Genomic DNA, 22,695 nt, shown 5'->3' on the forward strand with positions numbered 1-22,695 from the left:
TGTATTTCTACAGCGGTTTCCGTCGGTCGTACATCCGCCGCACATGGTCCGCAAAATATACCGATAGGTCGATTCCTTCATATCTGCAATTACCGTCGACGATCGTGATCAGTCCTGGCCGGCCAGCCTCAGCAAGGTGGTGGCCAGGACGTCGACGCCCTGGGCGCAGACCTCGGGGGTGGAGTACTCGCGGGGGTTGTGGCTGATGCCGTCGTACTCGCCGCGTACGAAGATCATGGCGGTGGGGCACAGCGCGGCGATCTCCTGGGCGTCGTGCCCGGCGCCGGACTGCAGGGGGATGTGCGCCAGGCCGTGGTCGTCGGCGGCCTGCGCGATGACCTTCTGCACACTCTCGTCGAAGGGGACGTAGGCCGTCCTGGCCATCCGCCGGGTGGTCAGCGTCAAACCCGGCCGCCCGCCCTCCAGTTCGCGCAGGAACATGGCCAGAGCGTCCTCGGCGCGGGTCATCTGGATGTCGTCGGGGTTGCGCAGGTCGACGGTCATCTCCGCGCGGGCCGGGACGATGTTGGTCAGGTCCGGGTGGACGGTCAGATGGCCGACGGTCGCGCGCAGGTCGCCGTAGTCACCGGACTCCACCAACTCCCTCAGCCGGACGATGATTTGGGCCGCCGCGAGACCCGCGTCCACGCGCAGGCGGGTGGGGGTGGTACCGGCGTGGGCGGCGCGGCCGTGGATGGTGATCTCCTGCCAGGAGATGCCCTGCACACCGGTGACGACGCCGACCGGGACGTCGTGCTCGGCGAGGACGGGGCCCTGCTCGATGTGGCACTCGACGTAGGCGTGGGGAGGTTCCAGCCGCACCTCGGCGGGCCCGTCGAAGCCGGTGCGGGCGAGTTCGCCACCGAGGGTGCGCCCGTCGCGGTCGGTCAGCGCGTGAGCGTACTCCAGGGTCAGGCGGCCTGCGGCGACGGCACTGCCGAGCATGTCGGTGCCGAAGCGGACGCCCTCCTCCTCGGTGAAGATGCCGACCTCGATGGGATGGCGGGTGCTGATGCCTCGTTCGTCGAGGGTCCGTACGGCCTCGATGCCGCCCAGGACACCGAGGCAGCCGTCGAAGGCCCCGGCGGTGGCGACGCTGTCGATGTGCGAGCCGGTCAGCACCGGGGCCGCCGCCGGGTCGGTGCCCTCGCGGCGGCCGTAGATGTTGCCCATCCGGTCCACGCGGACGGCGAGTCCGGCCTGTTCCATCCACGCGATCACCTGGCGGCGGCCGGCCGCGGCGGCGTCGGTGAGGGCGAGCCGGTTCACGCCGCGCAGCCCGGTGCGCTCGTCGTCGTACGCGCCGATCTCGGCGAGGTCCATCAGGGACTGCCACAGGCGGTCGCCGTTGACGGTGACCCTGTCGGGGGTGGAGCCGGTCATGAGCTGCCTCCTGGAGAGGTGTCGGGGCGCGGTCGGGCGGAAGTGGAGAAGGACGAGGAGGGTCATCGCCCAGCCTGCAGGCAGCCCGGGCGGGGCGAGGATGGGGAGTTGAGGACGTTGCTGACCAGGCCGGTCGGCCATGGACTCCCGGGAGGAACGGCCCTTGCCTCGGCGGGAGTTGCGGCGGGGCGGTGCTGCCACAACGCCTGCGCGCCGAGGCGGACCAGGTAGCAGGCGCCGAGGAGCTTCACGGCCAGGTACGCCACGGGCGAGGCGGCGAGCACGGCGGTGGCGGCGTGCGGGGGCGGTGGTTGTGGTTCAACGCGAGGGCTCGTTCGGCGACGTCGGGTTGGCGGCGGCGCCCTCGGTGCTCAGGAGTACGACCACCGAGGCCGGTCCGAGGTCCAGCGCCGTACGGCGTTCCGCGGCACCGGCGCCCGTGAGCGCCGCCCGCAGACCGGCGAGCGACGCCGCGCCGCAGGGGCCCGAGGAGACCCCGAGAGCGGCGAGATCGGTGGCCGCGCGGGCGCTGTCGGCGTCGGTGACGGCCACGGCCGCGTCCAGACCGTCGCGCAGGTGGGGCCAGGCAATGCTGGACGGGGTGCCGCAGTTCAGGCCCGCCATGGTGGTCTCGCTCGTGGTGACGCTGACGGGTTCGCCGCGGGTGAGGCTTTCCAGGACGCAGGGTGCGGCTTCCGGTTCCACCGACAGCAGTGCCGGGGCGCGGCCCGAGGGGTGGCCGCGGTAGTGGGTGACGACCGCCTGGGCCAAGGACCCCACCCCGACCGGTACGGCGACGAGGCCGGGCCCTTCGACGATCCCCTCGGCCGCCAACTGCTCGTCGATCTCGGCGCAGAGGCTGGAGTAGCCCTCGACGATCCACCCGGGGATCCGCTCGTAGCCCTGCCATGCTGTGTCCTGCACCAGGACCGTGTCCGGCGCGGCAGCCGCCTCGGCCGCCCGGCGCACGGCCTCGTCGTACGGCCCCGGGACCTCAGTGACCTTGGCCTGTTCGGCGACGATGGCCGCCACCGCGTGCGGGTGCACGCCCCGGGGGACGAAGACGTGGGCGTCCTGGCCGAGGCGATGCGCCATGCGGGCCACCGCGCGGCCGTGGTTGCCGTCGGTGGCGGTCACCAGGGTGACCGGGCCCGGGCCCGCACCGTTCGCGGCGCGCTCGGCGAGGGTGCGGTGCACCGCCCAGGACGCGCCCAGCGCCTTGAACGCGGGGAGCCCCAGACGGCACGACTCGTCCTTGACGAAGACCCGGACGACTCCGAACTCCGCTGCCAGGGAAGGGAGTTCCGTCAGCGGGGTGGGTGCGTAGTCGGTCAGCGAGGAATGGAAGGCGCGCACCTCGGCGGGCGCCGGTGCACACCGCCAGGCGCGGGCCTCGGGGCGAGCGAACCAGGGCGGCGTGCGGAAGCAGGAAGCGTTGTCGGACACGTGATCAGGGTCCGCTGCGACCGTACGATCGGTCCAGCGAATGTTTCCGACCTATATTCGTCGGAGAACCCAATCATTCGACCGATCCGCAGGTCGGCCGGTAAGCAAGTCGGCCGGTCGGCGAGTGGGCCGGTCGGCGAGGGCGAGGAGAGCGGGCATCCATGTTCGATCTGCACAGGCTGCGTCTGCTCCGCGAACTCAAGCACCGCGGCACTCTGGCCGCCGTCGCCGCCGCCCTGTCGTACTCCCCCTCCTCCGTCTCCCAGCAGCTCTCCCAGCTGGAGACCGAGGTCGGCGTCCCGCTTCTCGAACCGGTCGGACGGCGGGTGCGGCTGACCGCGCAGGCCCAAATCCTCGTCGCCCACACCGAAGTGATCCTCGAACGTCTGGAGCGCGCCGAGGCCGACATCGCCGCTTCCCTGACCGACCTGACCGGCACGCTGCGCATCGCCTCGTTCCAGACGGCCGCGCTCGCCCTCGTCCCGGCCGCGCTAAGCCTGCTGCGTGACGAGCACCCCCGACTGCGCGTCCACGTAAGGCACTTGGAGCCGGAGAAGTCCCTGCCCGCGCTCCAGGCCCGCGACTTCGACCTCGTCCTCGCCGAGGAGTACCCGGGCAACCCCAACCCGCGGCCCGCCGAACTCGAACAGGAAGACCTCCTCGACGACCCTCTCCACCTGGCCGTCCCGACACGGGCTAACACTCTGCACACCGACGACCCCACGGCGGCGCTGCGTCAACTCGCCGACCACCCCTGGGTCATGGAGCCCGAGGGCACGGCCGCCCGGCACTGGGCCATCACCCTGTGCCGCACCGCCGGCTTCGAACCCGACGTACGGTTCGAGAGCACCGACCTCCTGCTCCACCGACGCCTCGTCGAGCAGGAACACGCGGCGGCCTTCCTCCCCGACCTGGTCTGGAACGACCGGCCCCCGACGGTCGCCCTGCGCACACTCCCCCACGCCCAGCACACCCGCCGCGTCTTCACCGTCGTACGCCGTGGTCGTAGCCGGCACCCCGCGGTCCTGGCGTGCCGGGGCGCGCTCGGGCGTGCGGTCGCTTCCCGGATCGGGGGCCAGGGGTAGTCGAGGGGGGCGGAGTGGTCAGCGCAGGCAGCGCCGAGGCCTGCGCGACGGTCAGCCCCACCCTGGCCACCCATTCGCGCAGGGAGTTCGGGCACCGAGGCGTCCCGTGCCGGGGCCCTCTCCATTCCGCAGCCCTGCCGTTCCGGCCGGAAGGAACCGGTGCCGCTCCACGACCTCGTCGCCCTCCCTCCGGGTGAAGGTGACCGAGCGTCTGCCCGCCTCGCCGCTGAACCAGTACTCCTCGACCATCCGGCCCCCGCGGTGGCGGTGGACGGCGGCCGTGGACATGGGCGAGGAACCGAAGCCGACCTGGTGGACGACGGACGCGGTCCACTCCCCCTCCGCGACCGGCGGGCTGTGCCGCTGGATCAGCATGTCGGGGTACTGCTCGATTCAGACGGTCTTGACGGTGCCGCCGTCGATGACGTGGTCGGCGCCGGTGATGTTCGCGGCCTCGTCGGACAGGAGGAACGCGATCAGGGCCGCCACCTCCTCGGGTTCGGCCATGCGGCCTGTCGTGACGTTCTGTGCCTGCGCCAACTGTCCGACGAACTCCGCGAGGCTCATCCCGGCCGCGGCGGCCCACTCGCTGAGCGTGCCGTCGGGGTCCTGGTAGACGGAGGTGTTGACCAGGCCGGGGGAAACGGTGTTCACGCGGACGCCCCGGGGGCCGAACTCCTCCGACAGGGACTTGCCGATCGCGGTGAGCGCCGCCTTCGCCGCGCTGTAGGCGGGCGGGAAGCCCCCGGGGATCAGGGCGACAGCGGATGAGACGTTGACGATCGCTCCCCGCCGCTCGATCAGGCTGGGCAGCGCGGCACGCGTGGCCCGGACGGCGCTGAGCGTGTTGAGGCCGAACATGCCGGTCCACTCGGTGTCCTCGACGTCGAGGAAGCCGACGGTGGGGTCCTCCCCGCCGCCCACGTTGTTCACCAGCAGGTCGATACCGCCCAGTTCGGCGAGCGCGGTGTCGATGAGTTCCGAGACCCCTTCCGAGGTACTCAGGTCCACCGACACCGTGTGCGCACCGGTCTCCTTCAACTCAGGCGTGATGGTCCGGGCGGCGCCCACGACCCTGACGCCCTCACGGACCAGGGCCTGGACGGTGGCCAGGCCGATGCCTTTGCCGGCGCCGGTGACGACGGCCGTCCTGGCGGTGAGATTGAGATGCACGACGTTCCAACTCCCGTACTGCGGGGGCGAATCGGTCTGGTGGGTGCCCGGTGGGTCAGACGGTCTTCACGGTGCCGCCGTCGATGACGTACTCGGCGCCGGTGATGTTCCCGGCCACGTCGGACAGGAGGAACGCGATCAGGGCCGCCACCTCCTCGGGCTCGGTCATGCGGCCTGTCGTCACGTTCTGGCCCGTCACCATCTGCCGACGGAACTCGGCGAGGGTCATGCCGGACGCGGCGGCCCACTGGGCGACCGCGCCGTCGGGGTCCGAGTAGACGGTGGTGTTGACCAGGCCCGGGGACACGGTGTTCACGCGGACGCCCCGCGGGCCGAACTCCTCGGACAGCGCCTTGCCGATCGCCGTGACCGCCGCCTTGGCCGAGCTGATGGCGGGCGGGAAGCCGCCGGGCATCAGGGACATGATGGACGAGATGTTGACAACGGCTCCCCGCCGCTCGATCAGGCTGGGCAGGGCCGCACGCGTGACACGGACGGTGCTGAGTACGTTCATGTCGAACGCGCTGGTCCACTCGGACTCGGCGACGTCGAGGAAACCGACGGTCGCCCCGTCACCGCCGCCCACGTTGTTCACGAGCAGATCGATACCGCCCATCTCGGCCAGCGCGCCGTCGACGAGCGCGGAGACACCTTCCGCGGTGCTCAGGTCCGCCGGCACGGCATGCGCGCCGGCCTCCTTCAGCTCCGGCGTGACGGTACGGGCGGCACCCATCACCCGGACGCCTTCCCCGACCAGGGTGCGGACGGCGGCCAGGCCGATCCCCTTGCTGGCGCCGGTGACGACCGCCGTCTTGCCGGTGAGGTTGAGGTTCATGACACTCCACTTTCTGAACTACGGGTACGGAACATGGACAGTTGGTCGAGGGAACGCCGGGTGCGGTCGGCGACGGAGTACGGCGACCGCCCGGTCAGGAAAGGGCATGGCCGCGCGGCGACCCGCGGCGCTTCCGCTGTCTCCTCGGCGCTTCAGTCGCGGATGGTCATGCCGCCGTTGACCCACTCCGCGTCGTCGGACAGAGGAAGGCGGCGCCCGCGGCAACGTCGGCGGGCTTGCCCAGGCGCGGGCCGCGGACCGTGGCCAGGATCCTGGCCTGCCATTCGGCACCGATCTGCTCCTGCGCGATGTCGGTCATGGTCACGCCGACACCGAGGGTGTTGGCGCGGATGCCCTGCTTGCCCCAGGCAGAGGCGACATGGCGGGCCAGAGAGTTGATGGCGGCCTTGGACGCCCTCCGCTTGCCCTTCAGTCCCTTCATGCCCTTCTCCCTCTCTGCGCACCGCGCGCCGCTTCTGGTGCGGAACACGGCACGTACGAGGCCATTGCCGAATGCAGCGACTGTTCCGAGTTCACGTTAACCCACAGCTGTCGCTTTTCCAACAGTCGATGGAAAACCAACACTCGTTACATAAGAAGGTGAATGAAGGTAAGGTCCGGAGGATGCCCATGACCAACAGCAGCAGCGCCCCGCCGGCCGACAGGCGTGTGCGGCGCACGCGGGCGGCTCTTCAGCGGGCCCTGATCGATCTCGTCGAGGAGCGGGACCTCGCGCAGATCAGCGTCGCCGACGTCGTGGAGTGCGCCGAGGTGAACCGCTCGACGTTCTACGCCCACTACCAGGACGTACACGAACTGGCCGAGGCCGCCTGCACCGAGATGATCGACGACCTGATCGGCGTCGTCCTCGCCATAGACCCCACCCGCGCGGAGGAACCGCCCGGCGCCACGGAGGACCCCGACCCGCCGCTGACCGCGTTCTTCGCGCACTTCGCCGAACACGCGGGCCTGTACCGCAGCCTGCTCGGCCCCACCGGCAGCGCCCGTGTCATCGAGCACGTGCGCCGCCGCGCCATGGCAGCCGCCCACGCTTCCGGGCAGCTCCCCACACCGGACAGCTCCCCCGCGGCCGACCCCTCCGACGTCCCGCACGACGTACCCGCCGCGTTCGTCGCGGGCGCGCTCATGGGCGTGGCCACCGACTGGCTCCAGCGCGGCTGCCCGCGGACCCCGGTGGAGATGACCACCCTGACCAAGCCGCTCCTGAGGGCCCTGGCAGCCGGCACCCACGCGCCGCCGCTGCCGTAGCCCGACCGCCGACGGCGGTGGCAGTGGCAGTGGCGCGCGGGCGGAATCGACACCCGCCGCTCGCGAGCAACCGCCTGGCGGCAACCACGGTCGCGGGTCACCCGAGGCGGCCATTCCCGGCCGTAAGGTAGCCCCCTCGCCTACGCGACCGACAGCCTGCCCGCCGGCCGCTGGGACACCCTGCTGCTGCTCAACCGACGCGCACCGCGCACGGCCTCTGTCGGTCACGCCGGCCGGCCACCGACCGGGCGATAGCATCGCCGACAGGCGCCCGCCGATCGGCCGGGCAAGACGGACAGGCGCGGGAAAGAGTGGGTGTGAAGCCGCTTCCGAGCAGGGCGATGGGGGGCTCCGGGACGGCCAGGGCCGGGCGGCCGCCCGTCAGTTCGCGGAGTGAGATCGAGCGGCTGGGCTTCGAACTGTTCGCGCGGAAGGGGTTCGACGGCACGACCGTCGATGACATCGCCGTCGCCGCGGGCATCGGCCGCCGTACCTTCTTCCGCTACTTCACGTCGAAGAACGACCTCGTCTGGGGCGACTTCGAGGCGCAGCTCGTCAGGCTGGAGGACCTGCTGGCCGCGGCCGGTCCCGCCACCTCCATGATGGACGCGCTGCGGTACGCCGTCGTCGAGTTCAACCGGTTCGACCCCGCCGAGGTGCCCTGGCACCGGCAGCGCATGGAACTCATCCTGCGGGTGCCCACCCTCCAGGCCGACTCGACGCTGCGCTACGCGTCCTGGCGCGAGGTAGTCACCCGCTTCGCGGCCGTCCGGACCGGCCTGGCACCGTCCGACATGCTGCCCCGTCTGGTCGGCCACTGCGTGCTCGCGTCCTGCATCGCCGCCTACGACCACTGGCTGACGGAGGCGGACGGCGAACTCGGCCGGCTGCTGGACGAGGCGATGCGGGAGGTCACGGTCGGGTTCGGCCAGTACTGACACCGCGCCGGACGAGTCGTGGGCGCAGTGCCTTCGTGGAGCGTCCCCGGAGCGCGGAGAACCAGACTCCGGTGCCGTAGGCGATGTCGTCGAGGCGGCGGGCGACGCCGTAGCGCACCGGGTCGAGCGCCGCCTCGTCCTTGCGGTACTCCAGGGCGATGTCGGTCAGCGCCGCCACGGCCGTGGCCCTGCGGACCCGGCTCGACACCGCGCAGCCGAGCGCGGCGAGCGGCCACCAGTGCCGGGTCAGCAGGGCGGAGGTCTGGCTGAGGGCGCTGACGGCGCCGTTCGCGGTAAGGCGCAGGGCGAGTCGGTAGGGGTGCCCGGTGCCGTCGAGCTTGCGGGCGATGGTGACCGTGGCGACCCCGAAGGCCGCTCCGGCGGCGGGCAGCGACCAGCGCCGCTGGGCGAGGAGGGCGACGACCAGCGCCGTGTTCCAGGGGGCGAGGACCGCGGGGGCGATGAACTCGGGGTGCCGACGGGCGAGCGGGTCGGCCCCGGTGCCGTACGCCACCTTGCGCGTGAACCAGTCGCCGAGCCGCACCCGGTGCTCATGAGCGGCCTCGACGGACGGCTCGTACCGCACCCGCCGGCCGTTCTCGGCGAGCCGCCAGCACAGGTCGACGTCCTCCCCGACGCGCAAGCTCTCGTCGAAGCCGTCCCTCAGGGCGTCGACGCGTGCCACGACACACGCGGTGCTCGCCCAGGAGACGGGGGTGCCGGGGCATACCGCCGCCGGGTGGCGGCCCAGGTCGAGGGAGGAGCGCACCTCTTCGTACCGGCCGATCCAGCCGCGGGCGGCGGTGCCCGGCAGGCCCGTGATCCGGGGTACGGCCATGGCGACCCGGGGGTCGGCGAAGTGCCGTAGCAGCGTGGTGATCGTGTCCGGGTCCACGACCACGTCCGAGTCGGCGAAGACCACGTAGGGGGTGGTGACGAGGCGCAGGCCGGCGTTGCGGGCTCCGGCGGGGCCGAGGTTGGCGGGCAGCTCGACCAGGCGGGCGCCGTGCTTCGCCGCTACGGCCGCCACCTGTCCGGGGTGGCGGGAGGCGTCGTCCACGACGACGACCGGGTGGTGCGTGCCGAGCGCGGTGAGGAGCCGGTCGAGCGGGCGGGCACGGTCGCGGACCGGTACGACGACGGTCCAGCGGGGGTCGGGGCACAGGGGCAGTCGTTCGACGGCGGGGACGGCCATGCCGCACTCCAGCAGCCGGTCCGCCAGGAGGGCGCTCGCCCGGTTCGTCACGCGCAGCGTCCTGTCGTACAGCAGCGGCCGGGCCCGGGGCGTGAGGCGGATGAGGCGCGTGGGGAAACCGCCGAGGAGGGCGCGGCCCTCGTCGAGGACGCGGGTGTGCCGGTCGAGGGTGACCACGAATCCGTGCGGGAGTGGCATCAGGTCCCGCCTCCCACAGCCGAGGGCTCGGCCAGTCGCCCCTGGCTGCCGACGACTCCCGCGCCGATACGGCGGACCGTGCGCGCCACCATCCGGTCCAGCAGTCGGTGCCCCTCCTCCGCCGAGGCCCCGGTCGGATCGCCGAGGACGCCGGAGGGGGAGACGGCTCGGACGCCGTGGGCGACCAGGTCGGGCATGAGGGCGGCGATCGGCCGGGCGTCTCCGGCGACGGCCGCGTCCAGTCGTACCGCCTCAGGGGCCAGGTGCAGCATCAACGACGTTTCCGTACGGCCGGCATGGGCGTCGCCGCCCGGGACCCCGCAGCCGGTCCAGGCGACCTCGTGGCCCTCTGTACGGAGCTGCGCGACGGCCGTGCCGAGGGTGGCCGTATTGCCTCCGTGGCCGTTGACAAAGACCACGCGGCCCGCCCAGAGGGACAGCGAGCGCACCAGTTCCACGAGGACCGTGTGCAGTGCTTCGTGGCCGATCGAGACGGTGCCCGGGAAGTGGGCGTGCTCGCCGCTGGCGCCGTAGGGCAGGGTCGGTGCGACCGACACCGGGCCGGAGGACAGGGCCCGGGCCGTGCGGTCGGCGACGGCACGGGCGATCACGCTGTCCGTGTCCAAAGGCAGATGCGGCCCGTGCTGTTCCGTCGACCCGACCGGCACCAGGACCAGGGGGCGCGGCGGGATCTCGGGCCACACGGCGTGCGCCAGGTCGGTCATGGTCAGTTGGCGCCCAGCGTGCGGGTGAAGCCGGGTGGGACGACCAGGTCGTCCGGGGCGAGTTCGTGGACGGAGGCGCGGCCGAGGCCGAGGACCGCGGAGTCGAGGCCCCCGCGGAGGATGTCCAGGACGTTCTCGACGCCCGCTTGTCCGTTGGCGGCGAGACCCCAGAGGTAGGCCCGTCCGATCAGTACGGCGCGGGCGCCGAGGGCGAGCGCCTTGGCCACGTCTCCGCCGCGCCGGACACCGCCGTCGAGCAGGACCTCCACCTCGTCGCCGACCGCCTCGGCGATCGACGGCAGGATGCGGATGCTCGCCGGGGTGGTGTCGAGGTTGTTGCCGCCGTGGTTGGACACCGACAGGGCCGTGACACCGGCGTCCACGGCCCGCTTCGCGTCGTCGACCCTGCTGACGCCCTTGAGCAGGAACGGTCCGCCCCACTCCTCGCGCAGCCACTTGACGTCGTCCCAGGTGGGCGGTGCGGTCTGCATCCATTCGTGGTAGGCGCCGAAGAAGGTGGGCGCCGAACTGCCGTCGGTCGGCTTGAGGTTGGGCGTCGTGAGGTCCGGGATGCCGCCCGACCTCGCGAAGCTCCACAGCCAGCGGGGGCGGGTGACGACGTCGGGGGCGAGCTTGGCCATCGTCCTGAGGTCGATCTTCTCGGGGATGGTGGGACTGCCCCAGTCGCGGCCGTGGGAGAACGACCAGTCGAGGGTGACGATCAGCCCCTTCGCACCGGCCGCGCGGGCCCGGTCCATGCGCTGGACCATGGTGTCGCGGGTGCCGCTCCAGTAGAGCTGGAAGAAGGTGTTCGGATTGGCGGCGGAGACCTCTTCGACCGGCTTGCCGGCGAAGGAACTCAGGCCCATGATGACGCCCCGGTTGGCGGCGGCACGCGCCACGGCCACCTCGCCGTCCGGGTGCACCGCCTGCACGCCGGTCGGGGAGATCACGACGGGCAGTGCCGTCTCCACGCCCATGACGGTCGTCGACAGGTCGCGCTCGGCGTGGTGGCCCACTACCCGGGGAGCGAAGCCCAGTTCGGCGAACGCGCCGGTGTTGTCGTCCAGGGTGTGGCCGCGCTCCGATCCGGCGACCAGGGCGCCGTAGACCGAGCTCGGAAGATGCTTCCTGGCCCGGCGCTGCGCCTCGGCGACCGTCTCGAACCATGGGTTTCTTCGCAACATGGGTCCTGTCCTTGCCTGTCGCACCATGGGGCCTGTACCTGCTTGTACCTGCTCAGGAGAAGTTCAGCCCGGCCAGCGGGTGCTCCGCGCACTCGCTCACCGGCGTCCGCTCCAGGTCCTCGCGCCGGCGTACGAGCGTCACGTCCACGGGCTTCGGCCGTACGGCCCGGGAGGTGCGGTGGGAGTGGTCCGCGGCGGGCCTCGGCAACTGCGCCCGGTTCGGCGGGCGTTGGGCGAGCAGCTGTTCGCCGTAACCCTGGACGCATTCGGGATCGGGGCCGTCCAGCGGGAGCCCGGTGAAGAACTTCGCGGCCATGCACCCGCCCTTGCAGGTGTCGTAGAACGCGCAGGAGCCGCACGCTCCCCCGTTCTGCGGAACGCGGAGCCGCCGGAACAGCTCCGAGTGGCGCCACACCTGGGCGAAGCCGCCCGGGTCGCGGACGTTTCCGGCGAGGAACTCGTCGTGGATGGCGAACGGGCAGGCGTACACCTCCCCGACGGGGTCGATGAGGCAGACCACACGTCCGGCTCCGCAGAGGTTGAGGCCCGGCAGCGCCTCACCGAAGGCCGAGAGGTGGAAGAAGGAGTCGCCGGTCAGGACGGAGTCGCCGTGCGCCACCAACCAGTCGTACAGCTCGCGTTGTTGGGCGGGCAGCGGATGCAGTTCGTCCCATACGTCGGCGCCGCGCCCCGAGGGACGCAGGCGGGTCAGGCGCAGTTGGGCGCCGTAGCGGTCGGCGAGGGTCTTGAACCCGTCCAGCTGCGCGATGTTGTGGCGGGTGCAGACCACGGAGAGCTTGAAGTCGCTCATCCCTGCGGCGGCGAGGTTCTCCATGGCGCGGATCGCCGTGGCGTACGAACCGGCCCCGCGTACCGCGTCGTTGACGTCGGTGGTCGCGCCGTCGAGTGAGATCTGCACGTCCACGTAGTCGTTGCGGGCGAGGCGCTCGGCGACCTCCGGGGTGATGCGGACGCCGTTGGTGGAGAACTTCACGCCGACGTGGTGGGCGGTGGCGTAGTCGAGGAGTTCGAAGAAGTCGGGGCGGACGGTGGGTTCTCCGCCGCCGATGTTGACGTAGAAGACCTGCATGGCCTCCAGCTCGTCGATGACGGCCTTGGCCTCGGCGGTGGTCAGTTCGCGCGGGTCGCGGCGGCCGGAGCTGGAGAGGCAGTGGCTGCAGGAGAGGTTGCAGGCGTAGGTCAGTTCCCAGGTCAGACAGATCGGGGCGTCGAGTCCGTGCTCGAACAGGTCGACCAGCCGTGCCGGACTGTGCGCGGTCGTCGTCATGGAGTCCTCCCGATGACCATCGACGAGCGGACGAGTGTGGCCAACGCCCTGCCGTAGCGCGGCAGTTCGGCCTCGCCGATACCGGCCGCCAGACAGGCGGCGCGGGCGGTGGGGGCGTCCCCGAGCGACTGGACGGCCGTGAGCAGACGGCGGTCCTTCAGGAACGACAGCTTGCGCGTGCCGAAGTGGTAGAGCAGCGCGCCGAACGGTTCGGGCCGCACCGAGACCTGCGGGTGCAGGGCCCAGGCGCCGTCGAGGTCCATGGCCGTCACCGCGGGCTCAGTAGACGCCGCACATGCCGTCGATCGAGACCTCCTCGATCAGGTCGTCCGCCTCGATCAACTCGTCCGGTGCCATGGCCTCTTCGTCCCTGGCCTCGACGGTCGCGGTGGGGCGGGGCTCGGTCATGAGACCTCCTCGAAAGGTTTCCGGCGACGGCGAGGTCGTGCACCGCGGATCGCCCGGTATCGTTTCCGGAGACTAATGGCACCAAGTGTCAAAAAGGAAGGGGGCGGTGGCCGTGGGTACTTCCTGCGAGGGGCGCGGAGGCCGTGCCGGGGTGACACGCACGATTCAGCCGTGCACGATTCATCCGCGCATGACCCGCACGATTCATCCGCACACGACCCGTCCGCACACGGTCAGTTGAGGCGGCCGGACGTCGTGGTCGTCGGGGCCGGTTCCTCCGGTGCTGTGCTCGCGGCCCGGCTCAGCGAGGACCCCGGCCGCCGCGTGCTGCTGCTCGAAGCCGGACCGGTCCCCCGCAGCGTCTCCGCCTTCGCACCGGCCCTGTTGGACGCCGGGCTGGTACCCGGCGCGCGGCTCGGCCACCTCGGCGTCGACTCCTACCCGGTGCACCTCACCCCCTCGCGTCCGTACGCCGTGCCCCGCGGGCGCTTCCTCGGCGGCTCGACCACGGTCAACGGCGGGTACTTCGTCCGGGCCCGGCGCGCCGACTTCGACCGGTGGTCGACCGTGGGTGGCGACGCCTGGTCGTACGACCGGATGCTTCCGCTGATGCGCCGCCTGGAGAACGACCTGGACCACGGCGCCGACGAACTACACGGCGGCACAGGCCCGTTGCCGGTCCGCCGGACGGAGCTGAAGCACCCCGCCGCAGCGGCCTTCCGCGATGCCGCCCGCGAACTGGGCTTCCCCTCCGAACCCGACAAGAACGCCGACTCCCCGCCCGGGTTCGGCCCGGTGCCCTGCAACTGCGCGGACGGCCTGCGCGTCAACACCGGGATCAGCCATCTCCTGGGTGCTCTGGAACGCCCCAACCTCGCGGTGGAGGGCGCCAGCACGGTCCTCCGGGTCGTCGTCGAGCGGGGCCGCGCCACCGGCGTGATCGTCGAAAGGTCCGGCCGACGCGCCTTCGTGGCCGCCGACGAGGTCGTGCTCTGCGCGGGCGCCTTCTCCTCACCGCACCTTCTGCACCTCTCCGGCATCGGCCCGGCAGCCGATCTCGAACGCGCCGGCATACCCGTCGTCCAGGACCTCCCAGCCATCGGCGCCCACTTCAGCGACCACCCGCAGATCGTGCTGGAGTGGACACCCCGCCGACCACTGGAAGCTCCCTCCCGCACCTGGCTCGGCGGAGCGCTGCACCTGTCGTCGTCCGGCGGCGCGTACCCCGGCGACCTGGAGATCCTTCAATCCCTGGTCCCCCTGACGGCCTTGACCGACGGCACGCCCACCGCCCCCGGCGCACCCCTCGCCTTCCTCGTATCGGTCCAATCCCCCCGCTCCCACGGCCGGTTGCGCACGGTCTCCGCCGACCCGACGACACGGCCACGCATCGACTACGACTACCTGCGAACCCCCGACGACAGACGCGCCCTGCGAGAAGTCATCCGCACGACCGCGGCACTGCTCGCCACCCGGGCGTTCCGGAGACACTCCCCGGGACTGCTCGAACCGTCCTCGCACGTACTCGACGACGACCGGGCACTGGACCGTTGGACGGCTGCCCGGCTCGGCACCGCCCAACACACCTGCGGCACAGTCCCGATGGGCCCCGCCGTCGACCCCTACGGCAGACTCCACGGACTCACCGGACTACACGTGGCGGACACCTCGATCCTCCCCACCGCCCCACTGCGCGGGCCTGCGGCGACGGCGGTGCTCATCGGTGAACTGGTGGCTGGGGCCATGCGTGACGGACTGGGCTGAGGGGCTCGGCCGCGGGCGGGGTCAGCCGGGAGTCACCGGCATCCCCGGATTGCCGTAGTACGCCTCCGGGCCGTGCTTGCGGGTGTAGTGGCGGGCCAGGAGGTGGGGTGGGGGCGGGGCCGTCGGGGACAGGGACAGGGTGTGGAGGGCCATGTCGGCCACCGCTTCGCAGATGATCGCGTGTTCGAGGGACTTGCGGGCGGTGGGGCCCCAGGTGAAGGGGCCGTGGTTGGCGACGAGGGCCGCGGGGACCTCGGTCGCCCGGCGGTCGTCCTCCTTGAGGAGGTCCACGATGACGCGGCCGGTGTTGTACTCGTAGTCCCGCGCGCACTGTTCGGCGGTCAGGTCGGGCGTGCAGGGGATGGGGCCGTTGAAGGTGTCGGCGTGGGTGGTGCCGAGGACCGGGATGTCGCGGCGGGCCTGGGCGAAGGCGACCGCGTGGGTGGAGTGGGTGTGGGTGACGCCGCCGATGGAGGGGAAGGCCAGGTAGAGGCAGCGGTGGGTCTCCGTGTCGGTGGAGGGGCGCAGGTCGCCGTCGACGACCTTGCCGTCGGACAGCCGGACCGTCACCAGGTGGTCCGGCGTCAGGTCGTCGTACGCCACGCCTGAGGGCTTGATGACGAAGACCCCCGCCTCCCGGTCGACCCCGCTCACATTGCCCCAGGTCAGGGTTGCCAGGCCGACCTGGGGAATGGCCAGGTTGGCGTCCAGGACCTCTTCGCGCAGGCCCTTGCGGACGGCTGTGGTCATCGCGGTCCCCTCCTCACAGCGCCTGGGCGAGTCGGTGATACGCGGCGTTCCACCGGATCTCCTTGGCGAGTTGCTCGACATTGGTGTCCGCGCCGATGGTGAGCAGTTCTACGCCGGTCATGGCGGCGTAGTCGGTCAGCGTCTCGGCGTCGACGGCCGAGCTGAGGACGGTGTGGTGCGGGGCGCCGGCCAGCAGCCAGCTCTCGGCGGACTCGGCGAGGGAGGGGCGCGGCTTCCACACCGCCCGGGCGACGGGGAGGTGGGGCAGGGGCTCGCTGGGACCGACGACGTCGACCTCGTTGGCGGTCAGGCGGAAGCGGTCGCCGAGGTCGGCCAGGCCGACGACCAGGGCGGAGCCGGGGGCGGCGTCGAAGACGAGCCGCACGGGGTCCTCGCGGCCGCCGATGGAGAGGGGGTGGATCTCGCAGCGGGGGCGGGCGGCGGCCACGGAGGGGCAGACCTCCAGCATGTGTGCGCCGAGGATGCGAGGGGTGCCGGGGCCCAGGTGGTAGGTGTAGTCCTCCATGAAGGTCGTGCCGCCGGGCTGTCCCTGGCCCATCACCTTCATCACCCGCAGCAGCGCCGAGGTCTTCCAGTCGCCCTCGCCGCCGAAGCCGTACCCGTCGGCCATCAGGCGCTGCACGGCCAGGCCCGGGAGCTGGCGAAGTCCGCCCAGGTCCTCGAAGTTGGTGGTGAACGCGGTGAACCCGCCCTCGGAGAGGAAGGCGCGCAGGCCGAGTTCCTGGCGGGCCGCGTAGCGGAGCGAGTCGTGGCGGATGCCGCCCGGGCGCAGGGCCGGGACGACGTCGTACAACTCACAGTACTCGTCGGCGAGTTCGGCGGCCTCCTTGTCCTGGACGGCGTCGACGACGGCGACCAGGTCGTTGACCGAGTAGGTGTTCACGGAGAAGCCGAAGCGCAGCTGGGCCTCGACCTTGTCGCCCTCGGTGACGGCGACGTCCCGCATGTTGTCGCCGAAGCGCGCCAGTCGCAGGGTGCGTGCGGTGTGGCGGCCGACGGCGGCCCGTGCCCAGGCGGAGACCCGGCGGACGACTCTGGGGTCGGTGGCGTGACCGGCGACGATCTTGCGGTCGACGCCGACCCGGGACTCGATGTGCCCGAACTCCCGGTCCCCGTGGGCGGCTTGGTTGAGGTTCATGAAGTCCATGTCGATGCTCGGCCAGGGCAGCGACAGGTTGTACTGCGTGTGCAGGTGCAGCAGGGGCCGGTCCAGCGAACTCAGGCCGGCGATCCACATCTTGGCCGGGGAGAAGGTGTGCATCCACGCGATCACACCCACGCAGGAGTCGGAGGCGTTGGCCTCCTGGCAGATGCGCCGGATGGCGTCCGCGTCGGTGAGGACCGGCTTCCACACGATCTTGACCGGGACCTTGCCGGGGCGGCCGAGGGTCTCGGAGATGCTCCGGGACTGCTCGGCCACCTGGCGCAGGACGTCGTCGCCGTACAGGCCCTGGCTGCCGGTGAGAAACCAGATCTCGTGGTCGGGGGTGTGGGTGTCCATGGGGGTCGTTCCTTTCAGGAGGAGGCTTCGGCGCGGAGGCGGCGCAGCCGGTGCATGACGTCGTTGGCGCCGCGGCCGAAGTAGTCGTGCAGCAGCCGGTATTCGGCGTACAGGCGGTCGTAGGCGGCGGCGCGTTCCGGGTCCGGCCGGTGGACGCCTCGGTCGGCCTTGCCCATGGACCGGGCGGCGGCCTGGATGTCGTCGTACGCCCCGGCCGCCACCGCCGCGTGCATCGCCGCGCCGAGTGCCGGCCCCTGCGTGGAGCCGATGACGCCGAGGGGACGGCGGGTGACGTCGGCGTAGATCTGCATGAGCAGCTTGTTCTTCATGAGCCCGCCCGCGACGATCAGCTCGTCGACCGGCACCCCGGCCGTCTCGAACGCCTCGATGATGGTCCGGGTGCCGAAGGCGGTGGCCTCCAGCAGGGCGCGGTACACGTCCTCCGGCCGGGTCGACAGCGTCAGGCCGACGACCACGCCGCTGAGGTCGTGGTCGACCAGCACGGAACGGTTGCCGCTGTGCCAGTCCAGCGCGATCAGCCCGTGCTCGCCCACCCGTTGGGCGGCGGCGAGGGCCGTCAGGTGTTCGTGCGGGTCACGACCGAGTGCGGCGGCCTCTTCGGCGTACGCGGCGGGGAAACCGGTGCGTACGAACCAGCCGAAGATGTCCCCGACGCCGCTCTGCCCGGCCTCGTATCCCCAGAGGCCGGGCAGGATGCCGCCGTCGACCACCCCGCACATGCCCGGCACGGTCTCGTCGCGGTCGGAACTCATCACGTGGCAGGTCGAGGTGCCCATGATGGCCACCATCTGCCCGGGCGCGACCGCACCGGCCGCGGGCGCGGTCACATGGGCGTCGACATTGCCCACGCACACCGCGATGCCCTCGGGCAGTCCGGTCCAGGCCGCCGCCTCGGCCGTCAACCCGCCCGCCCGGGAGCCGAGTTGGCCGATCGGATGCTCCAGCTTGTCGGTCACGAAGTCGGCGAAGCCGGGGTTCAGGGCTTCGAGATAGGCACGGGAGGGGTAACCGCCGTTCTGGAGCTGCCCCTTGTACCCGGCCGTACAGGCGTTGCGGACGTACGTTCCGCACAGCCGCCACACGATCCAGTCCGCCGCCTCCACCCACCGCTCGGTGCGGTCGTAGATCTCGGGGTCCTCCTCCAGCACTTGGAGGGCCTTGGCGAACTCCCACTCCGACGAGATCTTCCCGCCGTACCGCGGCAGCCACGGCTCCTTGCGTTCGGCGGCGAGCGCGGTGATCCGGTCGGCCTGGGCCTGGGCCGCGTGGTGGCGCCACAACTTGACGTAGGCGTGCGGACGTTGCGACAGGCCGGGCAGTTCGCTCAGTGGGGTGCCGTCGGCCAGGACCGGCAGCACCGTGCAGGCGGTGAAGTCCGTGCCGATGCCGATGACTTGCGCGGGCCGTACGCCGGCCGCCGCGAGGGCTGCGGGTACCGCTTGGCGCAGTACGTCGATGTAGTCGGACGGCACCTGGAGGGCCCAGTCCGGTGGCAGTCCCGTGCCGTCCGGCAGCTCACGGTCCAGGACCGCGTGCCGGTACGCGTGCTCGGCCGTGCCCAACTCCGCGCCGTCGCCCACCCGGACCACCACGGCCCGTCCGGACAGCGTCCCGAAGTCGACTCCTACGACACAGGGTTCGGGGTGGGTGGCTGTCTCGTGTCCGGCGTTCACCGGCGCCTCCTCATGTCGATCTGCGGTCTGTGGCCTGCTGTCTCCGTCGGAGAGGCGAACCGGCGTCCTAGCTCCGGCTCCTGCCGAAGTAACGAGCGCGGGCCCGGTCGAGCAGGATGGCCACGCCGAGGACCGCTCCCTGGACGACCTGCTGGTCGTAGGGGCTGACCTTGAGCGCGAGCAGGCCGTTGGTGATGAACTCCAGCAGGATGGCGCCCGCGGCGATGCCCGCGATACGGCCCTCACCGCCCGAGAGTGACATCCCGCCGACCACCGCCGCGGCGATCGCGGTCAGTTCCCAGCCCGCGCCGACGGAGGGGTCGGCCACGTTCATACGGCCGATCACGAGGATGCCGACCAGTCCCGCGAGGGCGGAGCTGGCGATGTAGGTGGAGGTGATCCGGCGGGCGGTCGGGATGCCGGCGAGCCGGGCGGCCTCCTTGTTGCCGCCGACCGCGTAGATCTGCCGGCCCACGTAGGTGCGCTCCAGGACGAACCAGGCGACGGCGGCGGCGCCGACGAAGAACAGTGCGGGGACCGGGACTTGGCCCAGGTAGTACTGGCTCAGGTTGCTGAACAGCGGGTCGAGGTTGTTGATGGGAGAGCCGCTGGTGATCGCGAGGGCGGTGCCCTGGGCGACGGTGTAGGTGACCAGGGTGATCACGAAGGGTGGCACGTTGAGGCGGGTGACCATGACGCCGTGCCACAGGCCGACGCCCGCGGTGATCACCAGCGTGAACAGGATCGCGAGGGGCGCGGGCAGGCCCTCGTTGACGTTCATCCAGCCGGCGAGGATGCCGGCGAGACCGGCCAGGGCACCCACCGACAGGTCGATTCCGCCGGTCAGGATGACCAGTGACTCGCCGATGGCGAGGATGCCGACCTGGGACAGGTCGCGGCCCATCACCTGGAGGTTGCCCACCGCCGTGTACGTCTCCGCGTTGGCGGCGATCGCCACGAAGACCACCACGCAGGCGATGATCACGCCGGCCTCCGGGGAGGCGGCGAGTCTGCGGGCGAGGGTCTTCGCGGCCGAACGGGTCGGCGGCGCGACCTCGTTCGAGGTGAGCGTGCTCTGCGCGCTCATGCTGTGGCTCCGTTCGTGACTTGGTGTTCCGTGAGGGGAGCGGTACCGGCCGCGGCCGTCATGATCCGCTCCTTGGTGGCGTCGGCCCGGTCGATGACCTCGACCACCCGCCCGTGGTTCATCACCGCTATCCGGTGGCAGATCCACAGCAGTTCCTCCAGTTCGGAGGAGGCGACCACGATCCCCATGCCCTGCTCGGCCGCGTGGTCGATCAGCCTGTAGATCTCCGCCTTGGCGCCGACGTCGACGCCACGGGTGGGCTCGTCGAGCAGCAGCAGGCGCGGTTCGGCGGCGAACGCCCGCCCGAAGATGGCGCGTTGCTGGTTGCCGCCGGACAGCGAGCCGATCGGCTGCTCCACCGACTGCATCCGCACGTCGACGTTCTCGGTGATCTTCCGTGCCTCGGCGCGTTCCCGGCCGGGGCCGAGCAGCCCCCGGGTGCTGATCCGCTTGAGCACCGACACGACGACGTTGGCCCGGATCGACGCGAACAGGACCAGGGACTGCTCCTTGCGGTCCTCGGGGATGAGCGCGATCCCGGCCGCCACGCCGTCCCCCGCGCCGCGCGGCCGGTACGGCTCGCCGCCCAGCAGCATCCGGCCGCCCGTCGAGGGCTGTGCACCGGCGATCGTGTGGACCAGACGGCTGCGGCCGGAGCCCATCAGCCCGGCCACGCCGAGGATCTCGCCCTCGCGTACGTCCAGGTCGACGGGTCCGAGGCCGTCCGCGGTCAGGCCCTCGGCGCGGAGCAGGACCGGGCTGGTCGCGGGCGGTGCCTTGGGTTCGCCCTGTGCGACCTCGCCGCCGACCATGTCCCTGATCAGCCGTTCCTCGGTGGCCTCGGCCGGTTCGAGGTCGGCGACCAGCCTGCCGTTGCGGAGCACCAGCACGCGGTCGCTGATGTCCCGCACCTCGTCCAGGCGGTGCCCGATGAACAGCACCGTGCCACCGCGCTCGGCGAGTTGGCGGGCCAGGCCCAGCACCATCCCGGCCTCGACCGGGCCGAGGGAGGAGGTCGGCTCGTCCAGGATGAGCAGCTTGGGCTCGCGGCCCCAGGCCTTGGCGATCTCGATCATCTGCCGGGTCGGCACCGGGAGGGTACGCACCTCCCGGTTCACCGGGATGGTCTCGGCGGACAGTCCGATCTCCGCGAGCATCGCCTCGGCCTCGGCCCTTTGCGCCGTACGGTCCACCAGAAGCCGTCGCCTCGACTCGCGCGGACGTCGCCCGAGGAGCAGGTTCTCGGCCACCGAGAGCTGTCCGACCAGCGGGAACTCCTGCGAGACCATGGCGATGCCGAGCTGCCCCGCGGCCTCGGTGGACCCCGCGACCAGGGGCTCGCCGTCGATCAGAATCTCGCCGCCGTCCCGGTGGACCGAGCCCGCCAGCGTGCCCATGAGCGTGGACTTCCCGGCGCCGTTCTCGCCGACGACGCCGATCACCTGGCCACCGTAGAGGTCGAGTTCGGGCAGGTCGAGGACGCGGACAGGGCCGTACGACTTGTGAACTCCCTGCAGCCGCGCGGTGATCGCGCGGCCCGGGGCGGTCTTCGTGGCGGTCTTCGGGGAGGTCATGCTCAGCCGATCCCGAGCTGCGACTCAAGGGACTGGTAGGCGGCCAGGTCGGACTTGGTGACCAGGCCGACGCCGGAGCTCAGGGTCGAACCGTCCTTCTCCAGATAGGGCTTGACGAGGGCCATCGTCTTGTCCTTGCCCAGCACCTTCTCCGCGGCCAGGATGTACGCCCCGGTGTAGCCCTGCTGGTACGGCATCTGCACGACGGTCCCGGAGATCACGCCGGACTTGATGAACTTCAGCGTCTGGGCGTCGGAGTCGTCGGACACGATGTGCACGGAGGCCGTCTTGCCGGCCGAGGTGACGGCCTGGGCCAGCGCGGGGCCGTCGTAGGAGTAGACGCCGTAGAGGCCGTTGACGTCCGGGTTGTTGGCGAGGATGGTCTCCGCGTCCGAAGTCGCCGTGCTGGCCTGGAGGTTGTCGTTGACCTTCTGGGCGACGGTGATCTGGGTGCCCTTGAGGGCGGCCTCGAAGCCGGCGATCCGCTGGGTGGCGTTGGACGCGGTGAGCGAGCCGACCAGGATGGCCACCTTGCCCTTGCCGCCGAGGACTTGCTTCATCGCGGTGCCCGCCTGGAACCCGGCGGTGTAGTTGGGCGTGCCGAGGTAGAGAGAGGCGGCGTCGGTGCCGGGCAGCGGGGAGTCGATCGCGAGGACACCGATGCCCTTCTGGACGTCGGTGTGGATGGTGCCCGCGGCCGAGGTGGGGTCGATCGCCGAGATCGAGTAGCCGGTGACGCCCTGCGAACGCAGCGTCTCCAGCTCGGAGTTCTGCTCGGTCAGCTTGCCGTTGGGCGGGGCGAAGTAGGTGCACTTGCTCTTCGCGATGCCGAGGTCGGTGCAGCCCTTGAGAAAGCCGACCTGACCGGCCTTCCAGTAATCGGCGGCGACGTTCACGACCATGGCGATGTCGACCTTGGACAGGTCCTTGCCGGCCAGCGCGGACTTCAGCGCCGCGTCGAGCTTGGCGAGGCTCGCCTGGTTGAAGGTGACCGAACCGGCCAGCGTGACGGGGGCGGCGGCCTTCGTGCCGGCCGAGCTGGAGGCGTCCGAGCCGCCCGCGTTCTTGGAGCAGCCGGCGGCGGCGAGCGAGAGGAGCACGGCGGTCGCGGTGGCCAGGGTGCGGGACCTTCTGCTGCGGATCATGGGTGATCAACGCCCTTCTGAGTGGGTTG

Annotated in this window: 22 protein-coding genes; 4 read left to right on the forward strand and 18 right to left on the reverse strand. The window is 71.5% G+C overall.

Features of this window, described 5'->3' with window-relative positions:
- Positions 1–108: 108 nt before the first annotated feature.
- Positions 109–1,383, reverse strand: coding sequence for a Zn-dependent hydrolase (locus G3I78_RS17795; protein WP_164425578.1), 1,275 nt, complete (start codon positions 1,381–1,383; stop codon positions 109–111).
- 318 nt (positions 1,384–1,701) lie between these two features.
- Positions 1,702–2,829, reverse strand: a complete 1,128-nt coding sequence (locus G3I78_RS17800; RefSeq protein WP_164425580.1) for a diaminopropionate ammonia-lyase — start codon at positions 2,827–2,829, stop codon at positions 1,702–1,704.
- 161 nt (positions 2,830–2,990) lie between these two features.
- Between G3I78_RS17800 and G3I78_RS17805 the strand changes: the two genes are divergently transcribed.
- Positions 2,991–3,914 (forward strand): LysR family transcriptional regulator, encoded by a 924-nt coding sequence (locus G3I78_RS17805; RefSeq protein ID WP_164425582.1) that lies wholly within the window; start codon positions 2,991–2,993, stop codon positions 3,912–3,914.
- Between the two features lie 51 nt (positions 3,915–3,965).
- On the opposite strand, the gene G3I78_RS17810 is transcribed toward G3I78_RS17805, so the two are convergent.
- From G3I78_RS17810 to G3I78_RS17825, 4 genes are all read right to left on the reverse strand, one after another.
- Positions 3,966–4,289 carry a hypothetical protein gene (locus G3I78_RS17810; RefSeq protein ID WP_164425584.1) on the reverse strand — a complete coding sequence of 108 codons (324 nt, stop codon included), beginning with the start codon at positions 4,287–4,289 and terminating at the stop codon, positions 3,966–3,968.
- An 18-nt stretch (positions 4,290–4,307) separates the two neighbouring features.
- Positions 4,308–5,087, reverse strand: a complete 780-nt coding sequence (locus G3I78_RS17815) for an oxidoreductase (protein ID WP_164425587.1) — start codon at positions 5,085–5,087, stop codon at positions 4,308–4,310.
- A gap of 55 nt (positions 5,088–5,142) precedes the next feature.
- Positions 5,143–5,922 (reverse strand): oxidoreductase, encoded by a 780-nt coding sequence (locus G3I78_RS17820; RefSeq protein WP_164425589.1) that lies wholly within the window; start codon positions 5,920–5,922, stop codon positions 5,143–5,145.
- A 166-nt stretch (positions 5,923–6,088) separates the two neighbouring features.
- Positions 6,089–6,364, reverse strand: a complete 276-nt coding sequence (locus G3I78_RS17825; RefSeq protein ID WP_164425591.1) for an SDR family oxidoreductase — start codon at positions 6,362–6,364, stop codon at positions 6,089–6,091.
- Between the two features lie 188 nt (positions 6,365–6,552).
- On the opposite strand from G3I78_RS17825, the gene G3I78_RS17830 reads away from it, so the two are divergent.
- Together G3I78_RS17830 and mftR are read left to right on the forward strand one after the other, a co-directional pair.
- The gene (locus G3I78_RS17830; protein WP_164425593.1) at positions 6,553–7,191 is read left to right on the forward strand and encodes a TetR-like C-terminal domain-containing protein; all 639 of its coding nucleotides are present in this window, start codon (positions 6,553–6,555) and stop codon (positions 7,189–7,191) included.
- Between the two features lie 317 nt (positions 7,192–7,508).
- Positions 7,509–8,129 carry a mycofactocin system transcriptional regulator gene (gene mftR, locus G3I78_RS17835; RefSeq protein WP_343243792.1) on the forward strand — a complete coding sequence of 207 codons (621 nt, stop codon included), beginning with the start codon at positions 7,509–7,511 and terminating at the stop codon, positions 8,127–8,129.
- Here mftR and mftF read toward each other — a convergent pair.
- From mftF to mftA, 6 genes are read right to left on the reverse strand one after another with little or no spacing between them, the layout of a single operon-like run.
- Entirely contained in the window at positions 8,104–9,522 is a 1,419-nt protein-coding gene (gene mftF, locus G3I78_RS17840; protein ID WP_164425595.1) for a mycofactocin biosynthesis glycosyltransferase MftF, read from the reverse strand. The two genes, mftR and mftF, sit on opposite strands and share 26 nt — an antisense overlap.
- Positions 9,522–10,247 (reverse strand): mycofactocin biosynthesis peptidyl-dipeptidase MftE, encoded by a 726-nt coding sequence (mftE, locus tag G3I78_RS17845; protein ID WP_164425597.1) that lies wholly within the window; start codon positions 10,245–10,247, stop codon positions 9,522–9,524. Before mftE ends, mftF begins: the two co-directional genes overlap by 1 nt.
- Positions 10,248–10,249: 2 nt before the next feature.
- The gene (mftD, locus tag G3I78_RS17850) at positions 10,250–11,434 is read right to left on the reverse strand and encodes a pre-mycofactocin synthase MftD (RefSeq protein ID WP_239157891.1); all 1,185 of its coding nucleotides are present in this window, start codon (positions 11,432–11,434) and stop codon (positions 10,250–10,252) included.
- 52 nt (positions 11,435–11,486) lie between these two features.
- Complete coding sequence (gene mftC / locus G3I78_RS17855) at positions 11,487–12,722, reverse strand: mycofactocin radical SAM maturase (protein WP_164425599.1); 1,236 nt, start codon at positions 12,720–12,722, stop codon at positions 11,487–11,489.
- On the reverse strand, positions 12,719–12,985 hold the full coding sequence (gene mftB, locus G3I78_RS17860; protein ID WP_164426233.1) for a mycofactocin biosynthesis chaperone MftB: 267 nt from the start codon (positions 12,983–12,985) through the stop codon (positions 12,719–12,721). Before mftB ends, mftC begins: the two co-directional genes overlap by 4 nt.
- 16 nt (positions 12,986–13,001) lie before the next feature.
- Positions 13,002–13,130, reverse strand: a complete 129-nt coding sequence (gene mftA / locus G3I78_RS51215) for a mycofactocin precursor MftA (RefSeq protein ID WP_203615123.1) — start codon at positions 13,128–13,130, stop codon at positions 13,002–13,004.
- 171 nt (positions 13,131–13,301) lie between these two features.
- Here mftA and mftG point away from each other — a divergent pair, with 171 nt between their 5' ends.
- Positions 13,302–14,894: a mycofactocin system GMC family oxidoreductase MftG gene (gene mftG, locus G3I78_RS17870; RefSeq protein WP_343243793.1), complete on the forward strand. Its 1,593-nt coding sequence runs from the start codon at positions 13,302–13,304 to the stop codon at positions 14,892–14,894.
- 21 nt (positions 14,895–14,915) lie between these two features.
- Here mftG and araD read toward each other — a convergent pair whose 3' ends face one another.
- The 6 genes from araD to G3I78_RS17900 form a co-directional block, all read right to left on the reverse strand.
- Positions 14,916–15,644, reverse strand: coding sequence for an L-ribulose-5-phosphate 4-epimerase AraD (araD, locus tag G3I78_RS17875; protein WP_164425603.1), 729 nt, complete (start codon positions 15,642–15,644; stop codon positions 14,916–14,918).
- A gap of 13 nt (positions 15,645–15,657) precedes the next feature.
- Complete coding sequence (gene araA / locus G3I78_RS17880; RefSeq protein ID WP_164425606.1) at positions 15,658–17,166, reverse strand: L-arabinose isomerase; 1,509 nt, start codon at positions 17,164–17,166, stop codon at positions 15,658–15,660.
- A gap of 14 nt (positions 17,167–17,180) precedes the next feature.
- Positions 17,181–18,860 carry a ribulokinase gene (gene araB, locus G3I78_RS17885; protein WP_164425608.1) on the reverse strand — a complete coding sequence of 560 codons (1,680 nt, stop codon included), beginning with the start codon at positions 18,858–18,860 and terminating at the stop codon, positions 17,181–17,183.
- A 67-nt stretch (positions 18,861–18,927) separates the two neighbouring features.
- A complete protein-coding gene (locus tag G3I78_RS17890) occupies positions 18,928–19,947 on the reverse strand; it encodes an ABC transporter permease (protein ID WP_164425610.1) in 1,020 nt (339 codons plus the stop codon).
- Positions 19,944–21,521 (reverse strand): sugar ABC transporter ATP-binding protein, encoded by a 1,578-nt coding sequence (locus G3I78_RS17895; protein ID WP_164425612.1) that lies wholly within the window; start codon positions 21,519–21,521, stop codon positions 19,944–19,946. The genes G3I78_RS17890 and G3I78_RS17895 overlap by 4 nt, the downstream gene beginning before the upstream one ends.
- Positions 21,522–21,523: 2 nt before the next feature.
- A complete protein-coding gene (locus tag G3I78_RS17900; RefSeq protein ID WP_164425613.1) occupies positions 21,524–22,666 on the reverse strand; it encodes a substrate-binding domain-containing protein in 1,143 nt (380 codons plus the stop codon).
- Positions 22,667–22,695 lie beyond the last annotated feature (29 nt).

Source organism: Streptomyces sp. SID13726, from assembly GCF_010548375.1.
Classification (GTDB): domain Bacteria; phylum Actinomycetota; class Actinomycetes; order Streptomycetales; family Streptomycetaceae; genus Streptomyces.